Source organism: Candidatus Acidiferrales bacterium (assembly GCA_035934015.1).
GTDB lineage: Bacteria > Acidobacteriota > Terriglobia > Acidiferrales > UBA7541 > DAHUXN01.
In genome coordinates this window covers 411,628-428,413 of record DASYYH010000003.1, presented here as the reverse complement: position 1 = coordinate 428,413, position 16,786 = coordinate 411,628, and the positions used below count along the sequence as shown (strand labels likewise).

Sequence of the window (16,786 nt, the reverse complement as noted above, 5' to 3'; positions counted from 1 at the left end):
CAGTTTGCAGGATGCGCTCGTGAGTTGGGTTCCCGCGATCGCGGCGGGAAGCGGCGCTCATCTTACAGGATTTGAGCTCGATTTTGGCCGCTGCGCGAAAAATTCAATGAAGTAGTAGGGTTTCACGCAGACTCAGCCGCCCTTTCGCGAACCTTGCTCCAAAAACGAAAACCGCGGAGAAGCCATTCCTCCGCGGTTTGTCTAACCGTTCCGTTGCGCCACTTGCGCGACATTTCCAAATTTCAGACGCCGCTCAGTGCGCGTAGCTGGAGTTGATGAAGCTATCCACGTCGCGATGCATCTTGTCGTGGGCTTTCTGGTCGATATAGACCATATGCCCCGATTCGTAATATTCGAAGCTGACGTTTTTGCGAATCGCTGGCTCAAGCTGCATATGCGATACGGTCTCCTCGATGCCGTTGAAAGGCGTCGCCAGATCGTAATAGCCGCAGAGGACGAGCAACTTCAATGACCCTTCCTCCGTCATCGCTGAGCGCAGCACCTCGCCGACTTGCGGCAAAGCCTGACTGTCCCATGGCCGGACATTTCCGCTCACCGCGTAATATTGATTGTCGTCCCATCCAAGATCCCGGCGCACGTAATCCTGGAACGTGGCCACGAACGCGCCGAGGTACGACGCTTCGCTCGGATCGTATTCTGGAGACTCCGAGGCCGCGTCGCGATTCATGCCCGTGAAGCGCGAATCGAGGCGTCCAACGATCAATCGCTTATTGCGCATCAACTCCGCGAACCAGCGGAACGGGCTGACGCGCAAATCGCATTCCTTGATGTATTCCGGCGAAAGAGCAGTTAGCCGCGCCATATCCGCCACGACTTTGTTGTATTCCGCCGGCGAAATCTCGTCGCCTTTTTCCAGAGCCTCTGCGTATTCGCCGTGAGCGAATTCGCGTGCCTTCTGCGCGATCTGGTCGGCGCTCAGGCTTTGCAAATCTGCGGCAAGAAGATGGTGATACCACGCTGAAGTGACGTAGGTCGGCAGAAAGAACTCCGAACGGTCATCGGCGCCCCACGATGCAAAAGCCATCGTGGAAAGCAGGACAACTCCGTTCAAGTACATCGAATGACGGTGTTCGAGGACGCCGGCCAGTTCCGCCGAGCGCGTCGTGCCGTAGCTTTCGCCGATCAGGTATTTCGGCGAATCCCACCGCTCATTGCGCGTGATGTATTGATAGATGAAATCGGAGAAAATCTCCGCGTCCTGCACCACGCCGTAGAACTGCGCCGGATTCTGCCCCGGCACAGGGCGGCTGTAGCCCGTCGAAACCGCGTCAATGAAAACAAGATCGGTCGCATCCAGAAACGAATCGTCATTGTCTTTGACCGAATAGGGCGCGGGCATGCCGTGGCCGTCAGCCGTCAGCACAACCTTCTTCGGTCCCATTCCCATGTGCGTGAAGAGCGACGCCGAGCCCGGCCCGCCGTTATACACGAATGCGACTGGCCGCTTGGAAATATCAGATACACCGTCCTTCGTGTAAGCGACGAAGAAAAAAGTAGCCTTGGGGTTTCCTGCGTCATCTTTAATAACGTAGGTCGCTGCCGTGGCCGTGTAGTTGATCTCCTCACCGCCCACGCGCGCGCTGTGATGCGTTACGGAGCTTTTTTCGACGGGAGGCGGCGGCATCGGGTGTCCCGGCTGCTGATCACCCTGCTGCTCTCCCCTCCGTTGCATTTGCTCCATTTGTTGTTGTCCGAGGTAGCCGGCGCGGCGGCGCTGCGGTTGCTGTGCGACGGCCGTGGTTGAAGCGAACAAAACGACAATCGCTCCGACAATCAGGCGGTTCATTTCCATCGTATCCCCTCCACAAACGCAAGAATGTCTTGCCATATATCTGCTTCGGCAGAATGTCGTACGGAATCAAGCTCTGAGACGTGCAGGTCGGCGCAGGAGTTTCACGCCAAAAATAAAATCGGCGGATTCCGGCCGCAAGTGCCGCGAAGAAACTACTGTGCCTAGTTAACTCGCGAGTTAGTCAGCGAATTCAAAGCTATCTCCGTTGGGAGAAAGCTCAAGCGTCGTCAAATAGCTAGTCTTGCGTTCAGGACTGGCCGGAAAAATTCTGCGGAAGAAGGGATTTGAACCCCTACGGCCTTTCGGCCACCAGCTCCTAAGGCTGGCGCGTCTGCCAGTTCCGCCACTTCCGCGCGGAAATGCTATGCCTTAGGTTAGCATTTCGCGCCGCCGGAGTTAAGCGTCGCGGCCTTTCCTGTTGCGGCTTTCGCGTCCCGCTTCACGGCGCTCGGCCCGGCGCGCACGCTTCGATCCACAGGCTGTCCGCAACGCGCGTAAAAATAGGCAGAGCATCCGCCATCGCGCGTCCCGCACAAGAAGCCAGAACAATCAATTTTCCCGCCGGAGAAAGCAAGTCCATGTCCGGCAATTGCGGATTCTGCGTGAAGAATCCATCCGTGCGAATGGTCACACGCTTCAATCCGGCTGCGTGAAAACCCTCCCGGATGGATTTCCGCGACCAATAGCGCATTTCAAAAGTTCCCGGTCTCGCTTCACGGAATCCGCGCTTGAGCCGTTGAAAAAAACTCAGCACTCCGAATTGGTTCGGCAGTTGAATCCAGCAAACACCGCCCGGCTTCAGCACGCGCGCGATCTCGCGAAAAACCGAAAGCACTTTCGCGCGGTCGAGATGTTGCAGCACGCTATAGGAAAAAACGCAATCGACGCTCTGATCTTGCAACGCCAGCCGTTCCGCGTCCCCGCAGATAAAGTCGGCGCTGCTCCCCAACTGCCGGGCCACGCGTCCGGCTGCTTCGAGCGCATCGATGTGCACATCCACGCCAATCGCCTGAAAGCCCGCGCGCGCCGCGGCAATGCTCCATCGTCCCCAGCTGCAGCCGATTTCAACAAGTGTTCTGCCGCGTCCTTCATCGAACGGCCATTTGGCGATCGGGTAGCGCGAGAGCCTTCCTCTGGCGCGCCGGTAAAGATTGCCGTTCGTGTTCACGATCCAGTCGTTCACAAAGGGATCGATCGCAGCGCCTTGCTTCTCATTTTTCGCAAACGTTGGGCACGGGCCCATATTCAGCGGCACAGGCTCGCGCCGTGGTGTGTTTGTAAACACCGCCACGCCATTCTCGAAAACGTAGTGATGCCCGCGTTCGCAAACGAGGCCGTCTCCTTCGATGCGCAGCGGCCCATGGTCCGCCGGGCATCCCAGATTACGAAGCAAGCCGTCCTTGATGATTGCCATCGCGCTTGACCGCCCGCAGCTTATGCGAACCATCGCGTATCCCGCGTCTCTCGCAGCGTTTATTCGAGCTGTTTGCCTCGTGTTTCCGGCAGCGCCAAAGTCAGAAGGGCCGCGACGAAAAAGGAAGCTCCCAGGAAAAAAAACGAATGTCCGAGTCCAAACCGATTCGCCAGTTTGCCGATCATGAACGGCGCAATCGCCGAAATTCCTCGCCCAACGTTGTAACTGAGTCCCATCGCCGTCCCGCGAATCTCCGTCGGGAAAAGTTCCGAAGCAATCGCGCCGAACCCCGAAAAAAATCCCGTGCCAAAAAACGCCACAAGCGGCCCAAGCACAAGCAGCAGCGTCGGCCGATCAACAAATCCGTACACCGGCGCAAGAATTGCCGCCACGGCGAGATACGCGAAATATGTTTGTCGCCGGCCAAATGCGTCCGCCGCGAACCCAAACAGCACATATCCGAGCCATTGCCCGGCGCCAATGATCAAAAGCCACGAATACGTTTCTGCAACGCTCAGCCCGCGGCCTCCCTGCGACACAGGCAGCGAAAAATACGCCGGGATCCAGGTGAAGAGTCCCCAATATCCAATCATGCTGAACGTATTCATCGCCGTTGCCAGCAATCCGTTCCAGCGAATGTCCTCGCGCCAAAAAACACGCAGCGGCACGCGCGCCGTTTTCCCAGCGGCCTGCTGATGAATCTTCCAGATCTCCGGTTCGGGGACGCGCCGCTGAATCCACAGTGCCATCAATGCCGGAGCCACACCGACGAAAAATACGTCGCGCCATCCCCATCGCGGCAAAATCGCCCATGCAACGCCCGCGGCCAGCATTCCGCCGATGGCCCATGTGGATTGCATCAGCCCCAGCGCCTTGCCGCGGTGCTCCGCCGGCCAAGTCTCCGCCACAAGCGCCGCACCGGCCGACCATTCGCCGCCCATGCCGAGCCCAAGAATCACGCGGAAAATCGCAAGGATGGCTACGCTGCTCGCAAAGCCGCAAGCCGCCGTCGCCACGGAATAAATTACGATGGAAACCGAAAGCGAACGCGACCGCCCGATGCGGTCAGCGACAAATCCGAAAATCACTCCTCCCGCCGCCGATGCCAGCAGCGTCAGCGATCCCAGCAGTCCGCCGGTGCTTTTTCCGATTCCCAAGTCCCGCATCAGGGACGCGAGCACCATCGCGTACAGCGTCACGTCGAAGGAGTCCAGCATCCAGCCGAAGCCGCCCGCAAGCAGAGAATTGCGCTCCGCCGGGCTGATTCGCCTTGGCCACTCGAGCCCCAGAATTCGCCGCGTGGGTCGCGGCTCAGCATTCACGAATGGAGTCGGCAGGGAAGCACTCTCCGCGAGATCAGAAGCCTCGGCAATTGATTCATTTTGCCGCGCGATTCTACTCAATCGCGCTTCATTCTTCCAATTTACTTGCCGCCTGCCGGGGGCTTTGTTACGCTCCTGCCAGCTTCATTCTTGCTAGGGAGAGCCCATGCCACATTGTTCAAAGTGTGGATCCGTTGTAGCCGATGTCGCCGCATTCTGCTCGAATTGTGGCGCGCCGCAACACGCGCCAGTCGCTGCTCCCGCGGGTGCGCCGCAAGGAGCCGCCATGCCAATCGCTGACTCCGGCCTCTCCGAAAATGTGGCGGGCTTGCTCTGTTACGCCTTGGGATGGGTCACCGGCCTGATTTTTCTCCTGATCGACAAGCGGCCGTTCGTGCGCTTCCATGCAGCGCAATCTTTAGTGACTTTCGGCATCCTGAACATCCTCAGCACTGCCGTGAGCATTTTCTTCGGCTCGCGCATTTTCTGGGGCCCATCTTTTCGATGGGACGACTTTGGTGCCTGGGGAGGCGTTCACAGCCTGATTGGTCTCCTCACATTCATTCTCTGGATCGTGTGCATGATTAAGGCATACCAGCGCGAACTTTTCCGCCTTCCCATCGCCGCCGAAATCGTCGACGAATTCATCGGCAAGTGAGCTTTTTCCCGGAGCGCCTCCGCTTCCGTTGACAACTCATTAAGCCTCCGTTACGCTCATTTGCTCTCCTGCGCTCATTCTGTGCAATGTCATTGCCGGTTCGTGGAAGAATTCGAATATGCGCGGAGACGAAGCAATAGAATGGAAGGAATAGAATTTAGAGAGGCGGCAGAGAGCTGAGTATGGCGGCAGATCGCAAACTCCCAACTCGCGCTGAGGATTTCGCCGAATGGTATAACCAGGTCGTTCTTCGCGCGGAGATGGCCGATTACGCGCCTGTGCGCGGCTGCATGATTGTTCGTCCCTATGGTTGGGCGCTTTGGGAGAACATCACTGCCGGCTTGGATCGCCGCTTCAAAGCCAGCGGCCACATGAACGCCGCCTTTCCGCTGCTGATTCCGCGCAGTTTCATCGACAAGGAGCAGCACCATGTTGCCGGCTTCTCGCCGGAGCTTGCTGTGGTCACCGTTGGCGGCGGAGAAGAGCTCGAAGAGCCTCTCGTGATTCGCCCGACCTCCGAAACCATCATCGGCCACGCCTACGCGAAATGGATTCAGTCCTATCGCGACCTGCCCGTGCTCATCAATCAGTGGAACAGCGTCGTCCGCTGGGAGCTACGCACGAAGCTTTTCCTCCGCACTCTCGAATTTTTCTGGCAGGAGGGCCACACGGCTCATGCGACACTCGAAGAAGCCGAAGCCGAAACGCGCCAGATGCTCGACATTTACAGCGATTTTGCCGTTCGCGATGCCGCCATTCCCGTAATTCCGGGCCGCAAATCGGACTCCGAAAAATTCGCCGGCGCCGATATCACCTATTCGATCGAAGCCATGATGGGTGACGGCAAAGCGCTGCAATCCGGCACGTCTCACAATCTCGGCCAGAATTTCGCCAAGGCATTCGAGATCAAGTATCTCGACAAAAATGGCGTGCACCAATTCTGCTGGACCACTTCCTGGGGCCTTTCGACGCGTTTCGTCGGCGCCATCGTCATGGTTCATGGTGATGACCAGGGGTTGATTCTGCCTCCGCGCCTGGCTCCGTATCAGGTCGTCATCGTTCCCATCTTTAAATCGGACGATGAGAAAAACGTTGTTCTCGAAGCCGCTCGCAAAGTTCGCGCGGAACTCATCGCTGTCGGCATTCGCGTCAAGATGGACGAGCGCGACGGCATGAGCCCCGGCTTCAAGTTCAACGACTGGGAGATGCGCGGCGTGCCTCTCCGCATCGAGCTTGGTCCCAAGGACGTCGCCGCGGGCAACGTCGTTCTCGCTCGCCGCGACCGCCCTGGCCGCGAAGGCAAAACCTCTGTCTCGCAGCAGGGAATCGCGCCCACCGTGGCGAAGATGCTCGATGAAATTCAGCAATCGCTCTTCGATCGCGCCCTCGCTTTCCGCAAGGCCAATACGGTTGAGCCAAAGGATTACAACGAGTTCAAATCCGCGGTCGAAAAGGGTTTTGCGCTTTCCCACTGGTGCGGCAGCGCGGATTGCGAAGCCAAAATCAAAGAAGAGACCAAGGCCACCATGCGTTGCATTCCTCTCGAACAGACCGCTGGCTCGGGGAAGTGTGTCTATTGCGGCCAGTCAGCCGCCGAACAGGCCATTTTCGCCAAAGCCTACTAATCGCAGAATTTCCCCTTCGGACAGGTAACTCCTCCGAAACTTCTCCCCACGGGAATGTCGCTCCTCCCTTTTGGGGTGCTAGGATTTCTCTGGGGAGCTTTGTTAGTTTGTTGCCGGGCAGGGGATTAGCCTATGTTGCGCGAACCGCGAAATACCGAAAGAGGGGGAGCCAGGTTTAAGGCCTTTCTGGCCTTGGTCATCCTGATTGCCTTTATCTTCTCGGCCGTGAAAATCGTCCCGGCGCTGGTGAACAACTACGAGTTGCAGGATTCCATTCAGGAAGAGGCCACGTTCGCGGCCGTAAATCGCAAGACGCAAGACCAGGTTATCGAGGACGTTCAGAAGAAGTTGGATTCTCTGGGCATCCAGGCGTCCCCGAAGGCCATTCAAGTCACCAACGTCTCTGGCCAGGTCACCATTTCCGTGGACTACACCGTCCCCATAGATTTGAAGGTTTATCAGTTCCAGTTGCATTTTCATCCCCAGGCAAACAACACTTCCATTTAGAATAGCAACTTAGTATGTAGCAGTTCCGGGAGAGCTCTCGGCCAACGTTGCGCCTGGCCCAACGCGCATCGCGCCCGGCCTCCGACAGTTGATCCCGGAAGTCAGACTTCGGAGGAACGTTTGCGTATCCGGATGGCCCGCGGATTCTGGACCTCGCGTTTCGGCCTGGCGCTGCTGGGAGCGGCTCTCTGCGTCTTGCTCATCGGCGCCGGGATTTTCACGTTCTATTGGGTTCGCGATAGCCATCTCATTGACGAACGCCTCACGGGCCAGGTCTTCGGCCATGCGTCCCACATTTACTCCGCGCCACAGAAGATTTTTGTCGGCCAGAGCATGACGCCGCAGGACTTCGCCGGCTATCTCGTCAACAACGGCTATTCAGGGGCCAAGGGCGGCGGCGCCACCGGCGGCTTTCAAGTCGGAAAATCCTCCGTAACCGTCTATCCGTCTGAGGATTCTTATTTCAACGGCGAAAACCCTCTGCGCGTGACCTTTGCTGCTGGAAAGATCACCGCGATTCGCCTGCTCTCCTTTAACGCATCGGTCAGTTCCGCGCAGATCGAGCCCGAACTTCTCACCAATCTCTTTGACGATTCTCGTGAAAAGCGCCGCGTCGTGCGTTATGAAGACTTGCCGTCGACGCTCATCCACGCCGTTCTTGCGGCTGAGGACAAGCGCTTCTTCGAGCATGGCGGCTTCGACCCCATTCGTATCGCTGGCGCCGCCATCGCCGACCTGCGTCACGACGCTCGCGCGCAGGGCGCCAGCACGATTGACATGCAAGTCGCGCGCAGCTTCTTCTTTTCCACCGAGCGCACCTGGCGCCGCAAATTCGCCGAAACCATGGTCGCCTTGGAGCTCGATCATCGCTTCTCCAAGGAGCGAATTCTTGAGCTTTACGCCAACGAAATCTATCTCGGCAATCGCGGCAGCTTCGCCATTCGCGGATTCGGCGAGGGCGCCGAAGCCTATTTCGGTGTGGATGTCCGCGATCTCGATCTGGCCCAGTGCGCCTTCCTCGCCGGCATCATTCGCTCGCCGAATCGCTACACCTCCGCCGAGCGTCATCCCGGTCGCGTTGCTGATGCGCGCGATCGTGTCCTGCGCCAGATGCTGGAGGACGGTTACATCACGCCCGCGCAGGAAAATGCCGCTCGCGCCGAGGCTCTCAAATTCGTCGGCGGCGGTGGTTCCAGCCGCACCGCTCCCTTTTTCGTTGACATGGTCCGCGATTCTCTCCTCGACCAGTATTCGCAGTCCGACTTGACCACGCAGAGCTACCGCATTTACACCACGCTCGATCCCAATCTCCAGGCCGCCGCGGAGCAAGCTGTTCAAGTCGGCATGAAGGACGTGGATGACGCCTTGGCCCGCCGCTACGCTCTCGAAAAACGCAAGGGCCTTCCTGCAACCAAACCGCAAGTCGCGCTCATTGCCATGGATCCCCGGAGTGGGGCCATCCTCGCGCTCGTCGGTGGCCGCGATTATGGTGAGAGCCAGCTCAATCACGCGCTCGCTCGCCGCCAGCCCGGCTCTTCCTTCAAGCCTTTCGTCTATGCCGCTGCTTTTGATAATGCTGTCGCCGGTCTCCAGCCCGTCGTCACGCCGGAGACCACCGTCGTTGACGAACCGACAACCTTCACTTTCGACGGCAATGACTACACGCCGAATAACGACGAAGGCCAGTTTTACGGTACCGTCACCGCTCGCGAAGCGCTCACGCATTCTCTCAATGTCGCCACCGTGAAATTCGCGCAGATGGTCGGCTATGACCGCGTGAAGGATTTCACGCAGCAGCTCGGGCTTGACCCTGGCATTCAGGCGACTCCCGCCATGGCTCTGGGCTCTTATGTCATGACGCCTCTCGAGGTCGCCGCGGGGTACACGATTTTCGCCGATAACGGCGTACGCGCCGAACCGCGGTTCCTGAATAAAGTCGTCAGCGCGGATGGCTCCATTCTTCAAAGATCCATCCCGCAAACCAAGGCCCTCCTCGATCCTCGCGTCGCCTATCTGGTCACGAATATTCTTGAAGACGTCATCAACCACGGCACCGGCAATCGCGTCCGCACTCTTGGTTTTGACGCCCCCGCCGCAGGCAAGACGGGAACTTCGAAGGATGGCTGGTTCGCCGGCTACACGACAAACCTCCTCTGCATCGTTTGGGTGGGATACGACGACGACCGCGACCTCGGCCTTTCCGGTGCGAACTCTGCCGCTCCTGTATGGGCCGAATTCATGAAGCGTGCCGAGGCCTTGCCTGCCTATCAGGACATGCAGGAGTTTCCTGAGCCGCAGGGCCTTGTAAATGTCACCGTGGACCCGCAATCCGGCGATCTGGCCACGGTGAACTGCCCCGATACGGTCAACGAGGTCTATATCGCCGGGACGGAGCCAACAGCATTTTGTCCGGATAATGGTGCCGGAGGCCTTTCAAACGCTCCTCCTGTTTCGTGGCTTTCTCATCTTTTTGGCAAATCATCCACTCCGCCTCCCCCCGGCTCGCAATCGGCAACAGAGCCAGGCAAAACCGGCGCATCGGCTGCGAAAGCCGCGCCGCCCGCTGTGCCCGCTCCTCCGCCGGGCTCGCCAGCGGCTGCTGCACCTCCTCAAAATAAAAAGAGTCTGCTGGACAAGATTTTTGGTATCTTTGGAAGTAATAAAAAACCGCCAGCCAAACCGAAGCCGGATCAGTAGGGTTGCTGGAGGAGGGGTGAATATGAAGCGTCTGGCCCTGCCTGTATTAGTTCTCGGTTGCTTTTGTGTCCTGCCTTTTGTCGCCGTCGCGCAGCGGTCTGCTGTTGCCTCTCTCCAGCAGGTTTCGACGGGCAAGGATTCTACCATGCGCTCGGACCAGTCTCAGTCGCAGGCCACTGAACTCCACGGCGATATTTTCATGGCCCAGAAAATGTATCCTCAGGCGATTTCCACCTACAAGAGTCTCGTCAAAGGGGACCCGCACAACGCCGAGCTTCTCAATAAGCTCGGCATCGCCTACGAAGGCAACCACAACGATGGCAGTGCCGAGCGCGCTTTCAAGCTGGCGATCAAGGCGGATAAGAAGTATGCCGACGCCTATAACAACATTGGCACTGTCGAATACGATCGCCACAAATACAGCCACGCCATCGACTGGTACCAGAAATCCCTCTCCCTGCGCACGGATGTTGCCCCTGTCTATTACAATCTCGGCTGCGCGTATTTCGATTCCAAGAAATATTCCCAGGCCATGGATTCTTTCCGTCGCGCCATTCAGATTGATCCCGGCGTCATGAATTCGCATGGCCGCAGCGGATCCATCGTTCAACCGCGCGGTACCACGGATATGGGTTCCTTCTATTTCCTCCTCGCGCGCATGTACGCGCAGTTGGGAAACGCCGAGCGCGCCGCGCACTATCTCACGATGTCCCGCGACGATGGATATAAGAAATTCGATTCTGCCAGGACGGATCCGTCATTCGCCTTGGTCGTCAAGGATCCGCGCGTGCAGGCCGTTTTCCAGCCCGTGCCCGGGCTGTTGCCGAAGCACTAGGAGTTTTCGAGCGGAATTGCCAGTCGTTTTCAATCTGGCGAGTCCCGCCGCGGCCCGTATCTTAATCCCTCGGCCTGTCCCGTCCCTGCTATAATGCCAGCGGGATGACGCGCGCAATTCCACCCTCTCGCAATCGCATTCCTTGCGAGGAGAGCTGCGTTTCGTCGCCGCGTGCTTTTCGATTGTCCGTCCTGACGGCCGTTGCTGCGCTTCTCTTTCTGGCCGCGCCCTGCGGCTCATTTGCCTCGTTCTCCGCAAGAGCCGCTTCGCCAGCGTCGCCCGCAAACGTCTGCGAATTGCAGATCAATGGCGAAATCGAACCCATTCTTTCCGAATATATCGTCGGAGGCATCAACGCCGCCAATCGCGCCCACGCCAGCCTGATTCTCATCACCATCAACACGCCCGGGGGCCTCGATACCTCCATGCGCGAGATCATCGCCGCCATCCTCCATTCTTCCGTGCCTGTCGTCACGTATGTTTCGCCTTCCGGCTCGCGCGCTGCTTCCGCCGGATTTTTCATCCTCATCTCCGCAGATGTCGCCGCGATGTCGCCGGGCACCGACACAGGCGCCGCTTCGCCGCTCTTGGAAATCGCCGGAAGTCCGGTCAACGTCAACGATACCCTCGAGCGCAAAATCATGAACGAAGCGACCGCATATCTGCGCAGTTACGCCGCGCTTCGCGGACGCAACGTGACGCTCGCTGCTACTGCCGTGACTGACGCAAAAGCCTTCAGCGAAGAAGAAGCTCTCAACGGGAAATTGATTGATCTCGTCGCCCCCAATGTCCAGGAGCTTCTCGCCGATCTCAATGGCCGCACGATCACGCGCCTCGACGGCACAAAGCAAACTCTCAACCTCTCGAATCCTGTCGTCGAACTTCACGAAATGAGCAGCCGCGAAAAGTTCCTCGATTTCGTCGCTGCTCCCGACACATTTTTCATCCTCCTCATCCTCGGCTTTCTCGGTCTCTACGTTGAGTTCACTCACCCCGGTCTGTTTGCTCCCGGCGTGATTGGTGGAATCGCGCTCGTCCTCGCGCTCTTTGCCATGCACATGCTGCCCGTGAACTTCGCCGGTCTCTTGCTCATCATTCTCGCTATCGTCCTCTTCGTCCTCGAAGCGAAATATCCCACGCATGGGATTCTCGGCGTCGGCGGCGCGATTTCCATGCTGCTCGGCGCGCTGATGCTGGTCCACTCTCCCATCACGGGAGGCGGCGTGCGTCCGGCCATTGCCTTGGCCGTCACCATTCCCGTCGCGCTCATCATCATTTTCCTGATGCGCCTCGTCCTGCGCTCTTTGCGCTGGAAGCAGGCCTCGGGCGCCGAGCAACTGGTCGGAGCAGTCGGAGAAATCACGGAACCTGTCGAATCGGCTGGCGTCAGTGGCATGGTTATGATCCACGGCGAGCTGTGGCGCGCCGCCTCGAGCGAGGCCATTGCGAAAGGAACGCAAGTGCGCGTCAATAAAGTCCAGGGCCTGACGCTTCTTGTCGAGCCTGTGCGTGCAGGACATTAATTCGTTGCTGCTCGGAGAATAGAGAGAAGTTCGGAGGATACGATGAATCTCGTGATGACCGCTGCCGGTATCGCCATCTTTATTTTTCTGATCTGGCTTTTCAATTGCATCAACGTCATCAAGGAATGGGAACGCGGCGTCGTCCTTCGCCTGGGCCGCATGATGCCTGCGCCGAAGGGTCCCGGCCTCGTCCTCATTTTTTCGCCCATCGACAAGCTCATTCGCGTTTCTCTGCGCGTCGAAACGCTCGATGTCCCGCCGCAGGATGTCATCACCAAAGACAACGTCTCGGCAAAAGTGAACGCTGTCTGCTATTTCCGCGTCGTGGACGCCAACCTCGCCATCTCTCAGGTCCAGAATTATCTCTACGCCACTTCGCAGCTCGCGCAGACCAACCTCCGCAGCGTCGTCGGCCAGTTCGAGTTGGACGACGTTCTCTCCGAGCGCGAAAAGGTAAACTCGAAATTGCAAACAATCCTTGACCTGGATACCGAGCCTTGGGGTATTAAGGTAACGAAGGTTGAGGTCAAACAAGTCGATATTCCGGACAACATGCAGCGCGCCATCGCGCGGCAGGCCGAAGCGGAGCGCGAACGCCGCGCCAAAATTATCAATGCTGATGGCGAATTGCAGGCTTCCGCGAAGCTCGCGGAAGCGGCCGAGGCGCTGCAGCGGCAGCCGGTTTCTGTGCAGCTTCGGTACTTGCAGACGCTGCAGGAAATCGGCACAGAGAAAAACACCACGGTGATTTTCCCTGTACCCATCGACTTGATCGGTCAGTGGCTCAAGCCGGGTCTGAACAAATAAATTTGGGGAGCGCGGTTGAATATGGCGAGTGGTCATTCCAAGCGAGGCGGCGGCGACCGGGTTCTGGAAGGTCGTCATCTGATCGGTTTGTTTTTGGGCGTGGTGTTGCTCTGCTGCGTCTTTTTCACGCTCGGCTACGTCATGGGCAAGACGCAGTACGGCAATACGCCTGTCGAGGCCGCTACTCTCGATAAATCCGTCGCGCCCTCTGAAGCCGCCGCATCTCGCAGCGCCACAGCTCCCGCCGCGCAGCCGCCATCTTCGCCCGAATGGGATTTCTATTCGAATAAGAAAAGCGCCGACATTCCTTTGAAGCCTTCTTCGGCTGCATCGAGCCACGCAACCGCATCCGCTTCCGTGCCGGCCCGCGTGAATGCATCGCCGTCATCGGTTGCTCCGGCTTCGCGTCCTGCGTCTGTCGTTCAGCCGCCGGCTCGTTTTCGTCCGCCGCGCATGTCGCGCAACGCCATCGTTCTCCAGGTCGGTGCTCTGCGCAGCGAAGGGGACGCTTTGGCTTTGGCCGATGCCCTACAGCAAAAGGGATTTCCTGCGTTCGTCCTCGCTCCCACCTCGGACAATTTCTATCGCGTCCAGGTCGGCCCGTTTCCCAATCAGGCTGTTGGCGACAAGGCTAAGCAATCGCTCCAGCGCGAGGGATTCAAAGCCATTTTCCGGCGCTGAATGAATTTCTCTTCGCCGGTTCGCTTGGGACTTGCCGTAGCTTCCGGCATCGCGCTCCCTCTGTCGTTTCCAAATTACAATCTGTCGCTGCTCGCGTGGGTCGCTGTAACGTTTCTGATTCTCGCCACGCTCGGCGCGCGCCCGCGTGTCGCAGCGCTCTGTGGCTTCATCAATGGCGCTCTTTTTTATCCCCTCGCTGTGCCCTGGATCGCCACGGTAATGAAGCAGTATGGCAGCAACATCAGTTGGCTCGCCGCCGTCGGAATCCTGGGACTCATGACTCTTGCCGGCACAGTTTTTCCAATCATTTTCGCGCTGTGCATCACGCGCCTCGGTAAATCGAGCGTTTTCGTGGCATGTGCGATGGCTCCTTTCCTTTGGGTCACGCTTGAGTTCGCGCGCGCGCATTTGCCCATCATCGGTTTTCCGTGGAATTTGATTGGCTACGCCGTTTCCGGAAATCTGGCGCTCGTCCAGATTTGCAGCCTCACGGGGATTTATGGTCTCTCGGCCGTCGTCGTCGCATTCAACGCGTTGCTCGCGTGGACTGTCGCTTCGCCGTCATCGAAAAGCCGTCGCATCGTCATCGGCACAACAATAGCTCTCATCGCCGTTGCCGCAGTTGGCCCGCATTTCGTTCCGCAAGCGAAAGCGGATCACATTGCTCATCTCGTGCAAACCAATTTCGCGCAGGAGGAAATCTATCCACCCAACTGGATGCAATTGCACGCCGCGGACATGGCACAACTCGAATCCATCAGCATACAGGCGGCTCGGCAGACGCCCGGCGTTATCATCTGGCCCGAAGTGCCCGCTCCATTCAGTTTCCAGGATCGCAAATTTGCCGCCATCGCTAGCGGCATCGCCAGTAACTCGAACAATGATTTTCTCGTTGGCGTTGTCGATTGGAAACTCGGCCCGAATCGTCAATGGCTCGCGTCCAATAGCGCCGTCTTGCTTGGTCCCGCGGGTCAGCGCCTTTTCACCTACGACAAAATTCATCTCGTTCCTTTCGGCGAATACGTTCCGCTCCGCAAATATCTTTTCTTCGCGCACAGCCTCATCGACAGCATCGGCGATTTCACGCCCGGCCGCGAATATTCCGTCGGCGCGCTCCCCGGCGGCCGTTTCAGCGTTTTCATCTGTTACGAAGCAATTTTCCCCGGCGAGATTCGCAATTTCGCCGGCCGAGGCGCGCAATTGCTCATCAATATCTCCAATGACGGCTGGTTCGGCCGCTCCTCCGCGCCGGCGCAACATCTGATGATGGCTCGCGTTCGCGCTGTGGAAAGTCGCCGGTGGCTGTTGCGCGACACGAACACGGGCTTCACGGTCGATGTCGATCCCTATGGCCGCATCGTCGCGCGTCTTAAGCCCTATATCCGCGGCGAACTCGACGCGCCCTACGCCTTTCGGTCCGATCGCACGTTGTATGTCCGCTTCGGCAACTGGTTCGCCTGGCTCTGCGTGCTCGCTTCGCTCGTGTTGCTCGCATGGGGTTTGAAGCGTCATCACTCCCTAAACTGACCGCAATATGACCCAGTTTCGATTTTCCCGTTTCGCATGTAAAATCAGACCATGCCCATAGCCCTTCACATCGAAGACCTGCAAACCCGCTTCGAAGAACTCCGGAAGCGTATCGACCTCGTGCGGAGCTATCTTTGACGTCCCCGCCAGCCGCGAACTCCTGAAATCTCTCGACGTCAAAGTCAACGATCCCGCGTTCTGGAACGATCAGGAGAAGGCTCAGGCCATTCTCCAGCAGCGCAAGCGCGCCGAAACGGTCATCGCCTCGGAAGACAAACTCAATCGCATCGTCAGCGACATCGAAACCTATTTCCACATGGCGCACGAGGAGTCCGACGCTTCGCAGCGCGAATCCGTCTTGAAAGACATCAGCGCCGAGCTCGCCGCCGCCGATAAATTCATCGCCGAACTCGAAACGCAAACGCTGCTCTCCGGCCCCAACGACGCGCGCAACGCCATCTTGACCATCAAGCCCGGTGCTGGCGGCACGGAGTCGCAGGATTGGGCCGAGATGCTCCTGCGCATGTATCTTCGCTGGGCGGAAGGGAAGGGAATACGCGCCTCCGTCATCGATTCGACTCCCGGTGAAGAAGCCGGCATCAAATCTGCCACGGTGCGTATGGAAGGCGAAAACGCTTACGGTTTGCTCTCCGGCGAAAGCGGCGTCCATCGCCTCGTGCGCATTTCGCCGTTTGATCAAGCCGCGCGCCGCCACACGTCATTCGCTTCTGTTTTCGCGATTCCTGAAATCGACGACACCATCGAAATCGTCGTCAAGCCCGATGAAATTCGCATCGACACGTTTCGCGCCGGGGGCCACGGCGGCCAGAACGTCAATAAGGTAGAGACCGCCGTCCGCATCACGCATTTCCCGACGGGCATCGTCGTCCAGTGCCAGAACGAGCGCAGCCAGCATAAAAATCGCGAGCTGGCCATGAAAATTCTTCGTTCGCAGCTCTACGAGCGCGAAATCGAAAAGCGCCGCGAGGAAACACGCAAGCTCGACGAATCCAAACCCGAAATCAGCTTCGGCAGCCAGATTCGTTCCTACGTTCTTCAGCCCTATCAGCTCATCAAGGATCACCGCACAAAAATCGAAGAGGGCAACGTGAGCCGTGTTCTCGATGGCGACATTGACGAATTCATCCGCGGCTACTTGCTCTGGCGCCGCACCGGCGCCCCGCCGCCAGCAGCGGAAGACCTCGAAAGCTAAGTCTCAACAAAGTGCAATTTCTTTCGGTTTTCTTGCTCTGCTTAGAATTCGTCTTAAGCGGTGTGTACTTTTCAGCGCCTGAATTTCGCCGTTAAGCCATGAATTAAGCCCTTTCGCTGCAAGGCGTTGACACTCCCTTTCCGCGATGTTAGCCTTTTTTATTG

At 58.1% G+C, this 16,786-nt stretch carries 13 protein-coding genes and 1 tRNA gene; 10 read left to right on the top strand and 4 right to left on the bottom strand.

Features of this window, described 5'->3' with window-relative positions; translation table 11 throughout:
- Positions 1 to 253 precede the first annotated feature (253 nt).
- The 4 genes from VGR81_02135 to VGR81_02120 form a co-directional block, all read right to left on the bottom strand.
- Complete coding sequence (locus VGR81_02135) at positions 254 to 1,813, bottom strand: hypothetical protein (protein HEV2287732.1); 1,560 nt, start codon at positions 1,811 to 1,813, stop codon at positions 254 to 256.
- A gap of 269 nt (positions 1,814 to 2,082) precedes the next feature.
- Positions 2,083 to 2,166, bottom strand: a tRNA-Leu gene (locus VGR81_02130).
- An 86-nt stretch (positions 2,167 to 2,252) separates the two neighbouring features.
- A complete protein-coding gene (locus tag VGR81_02125) occupies positions 2,253 to 3,227 on the bottom strand; it encodes a class I SAM-dependent methyltransferase (GenBank protein HEV2287731.1) in 975 nt (324 codons plus the stop codon).
- Positions 3,228 to 3,286: 59 nt separating this feature from the next.
- The gene (locus tag VGR81_02120; protein ID HEV2287730.1) at positions 3,287 to 4,630 is read right to left on the bottom strand and encodes an MFS transporter; all 1,344 of its coding nucleotides are present in this window, start codon (positions 4,628 to 4,630) and stop codon (positions 3,287 to 3,289) included.
- Between the two features lie 205 nt (positions 4,631 to 4,835).
- Here VGR81_02120 and VGR81_02115 point away from each other — a divergent pair, with 205 nt between their 5' ends.
- From VGR81_02115 to prfB, 10 genes are all read left to right on the top strand, one after another.
- Positions 4,836 to 5,207 (top strand): DUF4870 domain-containing protein, encoded by a 372-nt coding sequence (locus VGR81_02115; GenBank protein ID HEV2287729.1) that lies wholly within the window; start codon positions 4,836 to 4,838, stop codon positions 5,205 to 5,207.
- 182 nt (positions 5,208 to 5,389) lie between these two features.
- Positions 5,390 to 6,832 (top strand): proline--tRNA ligase, encoded by a 1,443-nt coding sequence (gene proS / locus VGR81_02110; protein HEV2287728.1) that lies wholly within the window; start codon positions 5,390 to 5,392, stop codon positions 6,830 to 6,832.
- Between the two features lie 132 nt (positions 6,833 to 6,964).
- Entirely contained in the window at positions 6,965 to 7,339 is a 375-nt protein-coding gene (locus tag VGR81_02105) for a hypothetical protein (GenBank protein HEV2287727.1), read from the top strand.
- A gap of 120 nt (positions 7,340 to 7,459) precedes the next feature.
- The gene (locus VGR81_02100; protein ID HEV2287726.1) at positions 7,460 to 10,036 is read left to right on the top strand and encodes a PBP1A family penicillin-binding protein; all 2,577 of its coding nucleotides are present in this window, start codon (positions 7,460 to 7,462) and stop codon (positions 10,034 to 10,036) included.
- Positions 10,037 to 10,058: 22 nt separating this feature from the next.
- On the top strand, positions 10,059 to 10,871 hold the full coding sequence (locus VGR81_02095) for a tetratricopeptide repeat protein (GenBank protein ID HEV2287725.1): 813 nt from the start codon (positions 10,059 to 10,061) through the stop codon (positions 10,869 to 10,871).
- Positions 10,872 to 11,053: 182 nt separating this feature from the next.
- Positions 11,054 to 12,394, top strand: a complete 1,341-nt coding sequence (locus tag VGR81_02090) for a nodulation protein NfeD (protein HEV2287724.1) — start codon at positions 11,054 to 11,056, stop codon at positions 12,392 to 12,394.
- Between the two features lie 42 nt (positions 12,395 to 12,436).
- Positions 12,437 to 13,201: a slipin family protein gene (locus tag VGR81_02085; GenBank protein ID HEV2287723.1), complete on the top strand. Its 765-nt coding sequence runs from the start codon at positions 12,437 to 12,439 to the stop codon at positions 13,199 to 13,201.
- Between the two features lie 21 nt (positions 13,202 to 13,222).
- Positions 13,223 to 13,882: an SPOR domain-containing protein gene (locus VGR81_02080; protein ID HEV2287722.1), complete on the top strand. Its 660-nt coding sequence runs from the start codon at positions 13,223 to 13,225 to the stop codon at positions 13,880 to 13,882.
- The gene (lnt, locus tag VGR81_02075; protein HEV2287721.1) at positions 13,883 to 15,409 is read left to right on the top strand and encodes an apolipoprotein N-acyltransferase; all 1,527 of its coding nucleotides are present in this window, start codon (positions 13,883 to 13,885) and stop codon (positions 15,407 to 15,409) included. It abuts the gene before it with no gap.
- Between the two features lie 130 nt (positions 15,410 to 15,539).
- Positions 15,540 to 16,622, top strand: a complete 1,083-nt coding sequence (prfB, locus tag VGR81_02070) for a peptide chain release factor 2 (protein ID HEV2287720.1) — start codon at positions 15,540 to 15,542, stop codon at positions 16,620 to 16,622.
- Positions 16,623 to 16,786: the final 164 nt, after the last annotated feature.

Bases quoted from the DNA above. Each gene is read 5' to 3' on its own strand.
- VGR81_02135 (HEV2287732.1), bottom strand. From the start codon at position 1,813: ATGGAAATGAACCGCCTGATTGTCGGAGCGATTGTCGTTTTGTTCGCT.
- VGR81_02125 (HEV2287731.1), bottom strand. From the start codon at position 3,227: ATGGCAATCATCAAGGACGGCTTGCTTCGTAATCTGGGATGCCCGGCG.
- VGR81_02115 (HEV2287729.1), top strand. From the start codon at position 4,836: ATGCCAATCGCTGACTCCGGCCTCTCCGAAAATGTGGCGGGCTTGCTC.
- proS (HEV2287728.1), top strand. From the start codon at position 5,390: ATGGCGGCAGATCGCAAACTCCCAACTCGCGCTGAGGATTTCGCCGAA.
- VGR81_02105 (HEV2287727.1), top strand. From the start codon at position 6,965: ATGTTGCGCGAACCGCGAAATACCGAAAGAGGGGGAGCCAGGTTTAAG.
- VGR81_02095 (HEV2287725.1), top strand. From the start codon at position 10,059: ATGAAGCGTCTGGCCCTGCCTGTATTAGTTCTCGGTTGCTTTTGTGTC.
- VGR81_02085 (HEV2287723.1), top strand. From the start codon at position 12,437: ATGAATCTCGTGATGACCGCTGCCGGTATCGCCATCTTTATTTTTCTG.
- VGR81_02080 (HEV2287722.1), top strand. From the start codon at position 13,223: ATGGCGAGTGGTCATTCCAAGCGAGGCGGCGGCGACCGGGTTCTGGAA.
- lnt (HEV2287721.1), top strand. From the start codon at position 13,883: ATGAATTTCTCTTCGCCGGTTCGCTTGGGACTTGCCGTAGCTTCCGGC.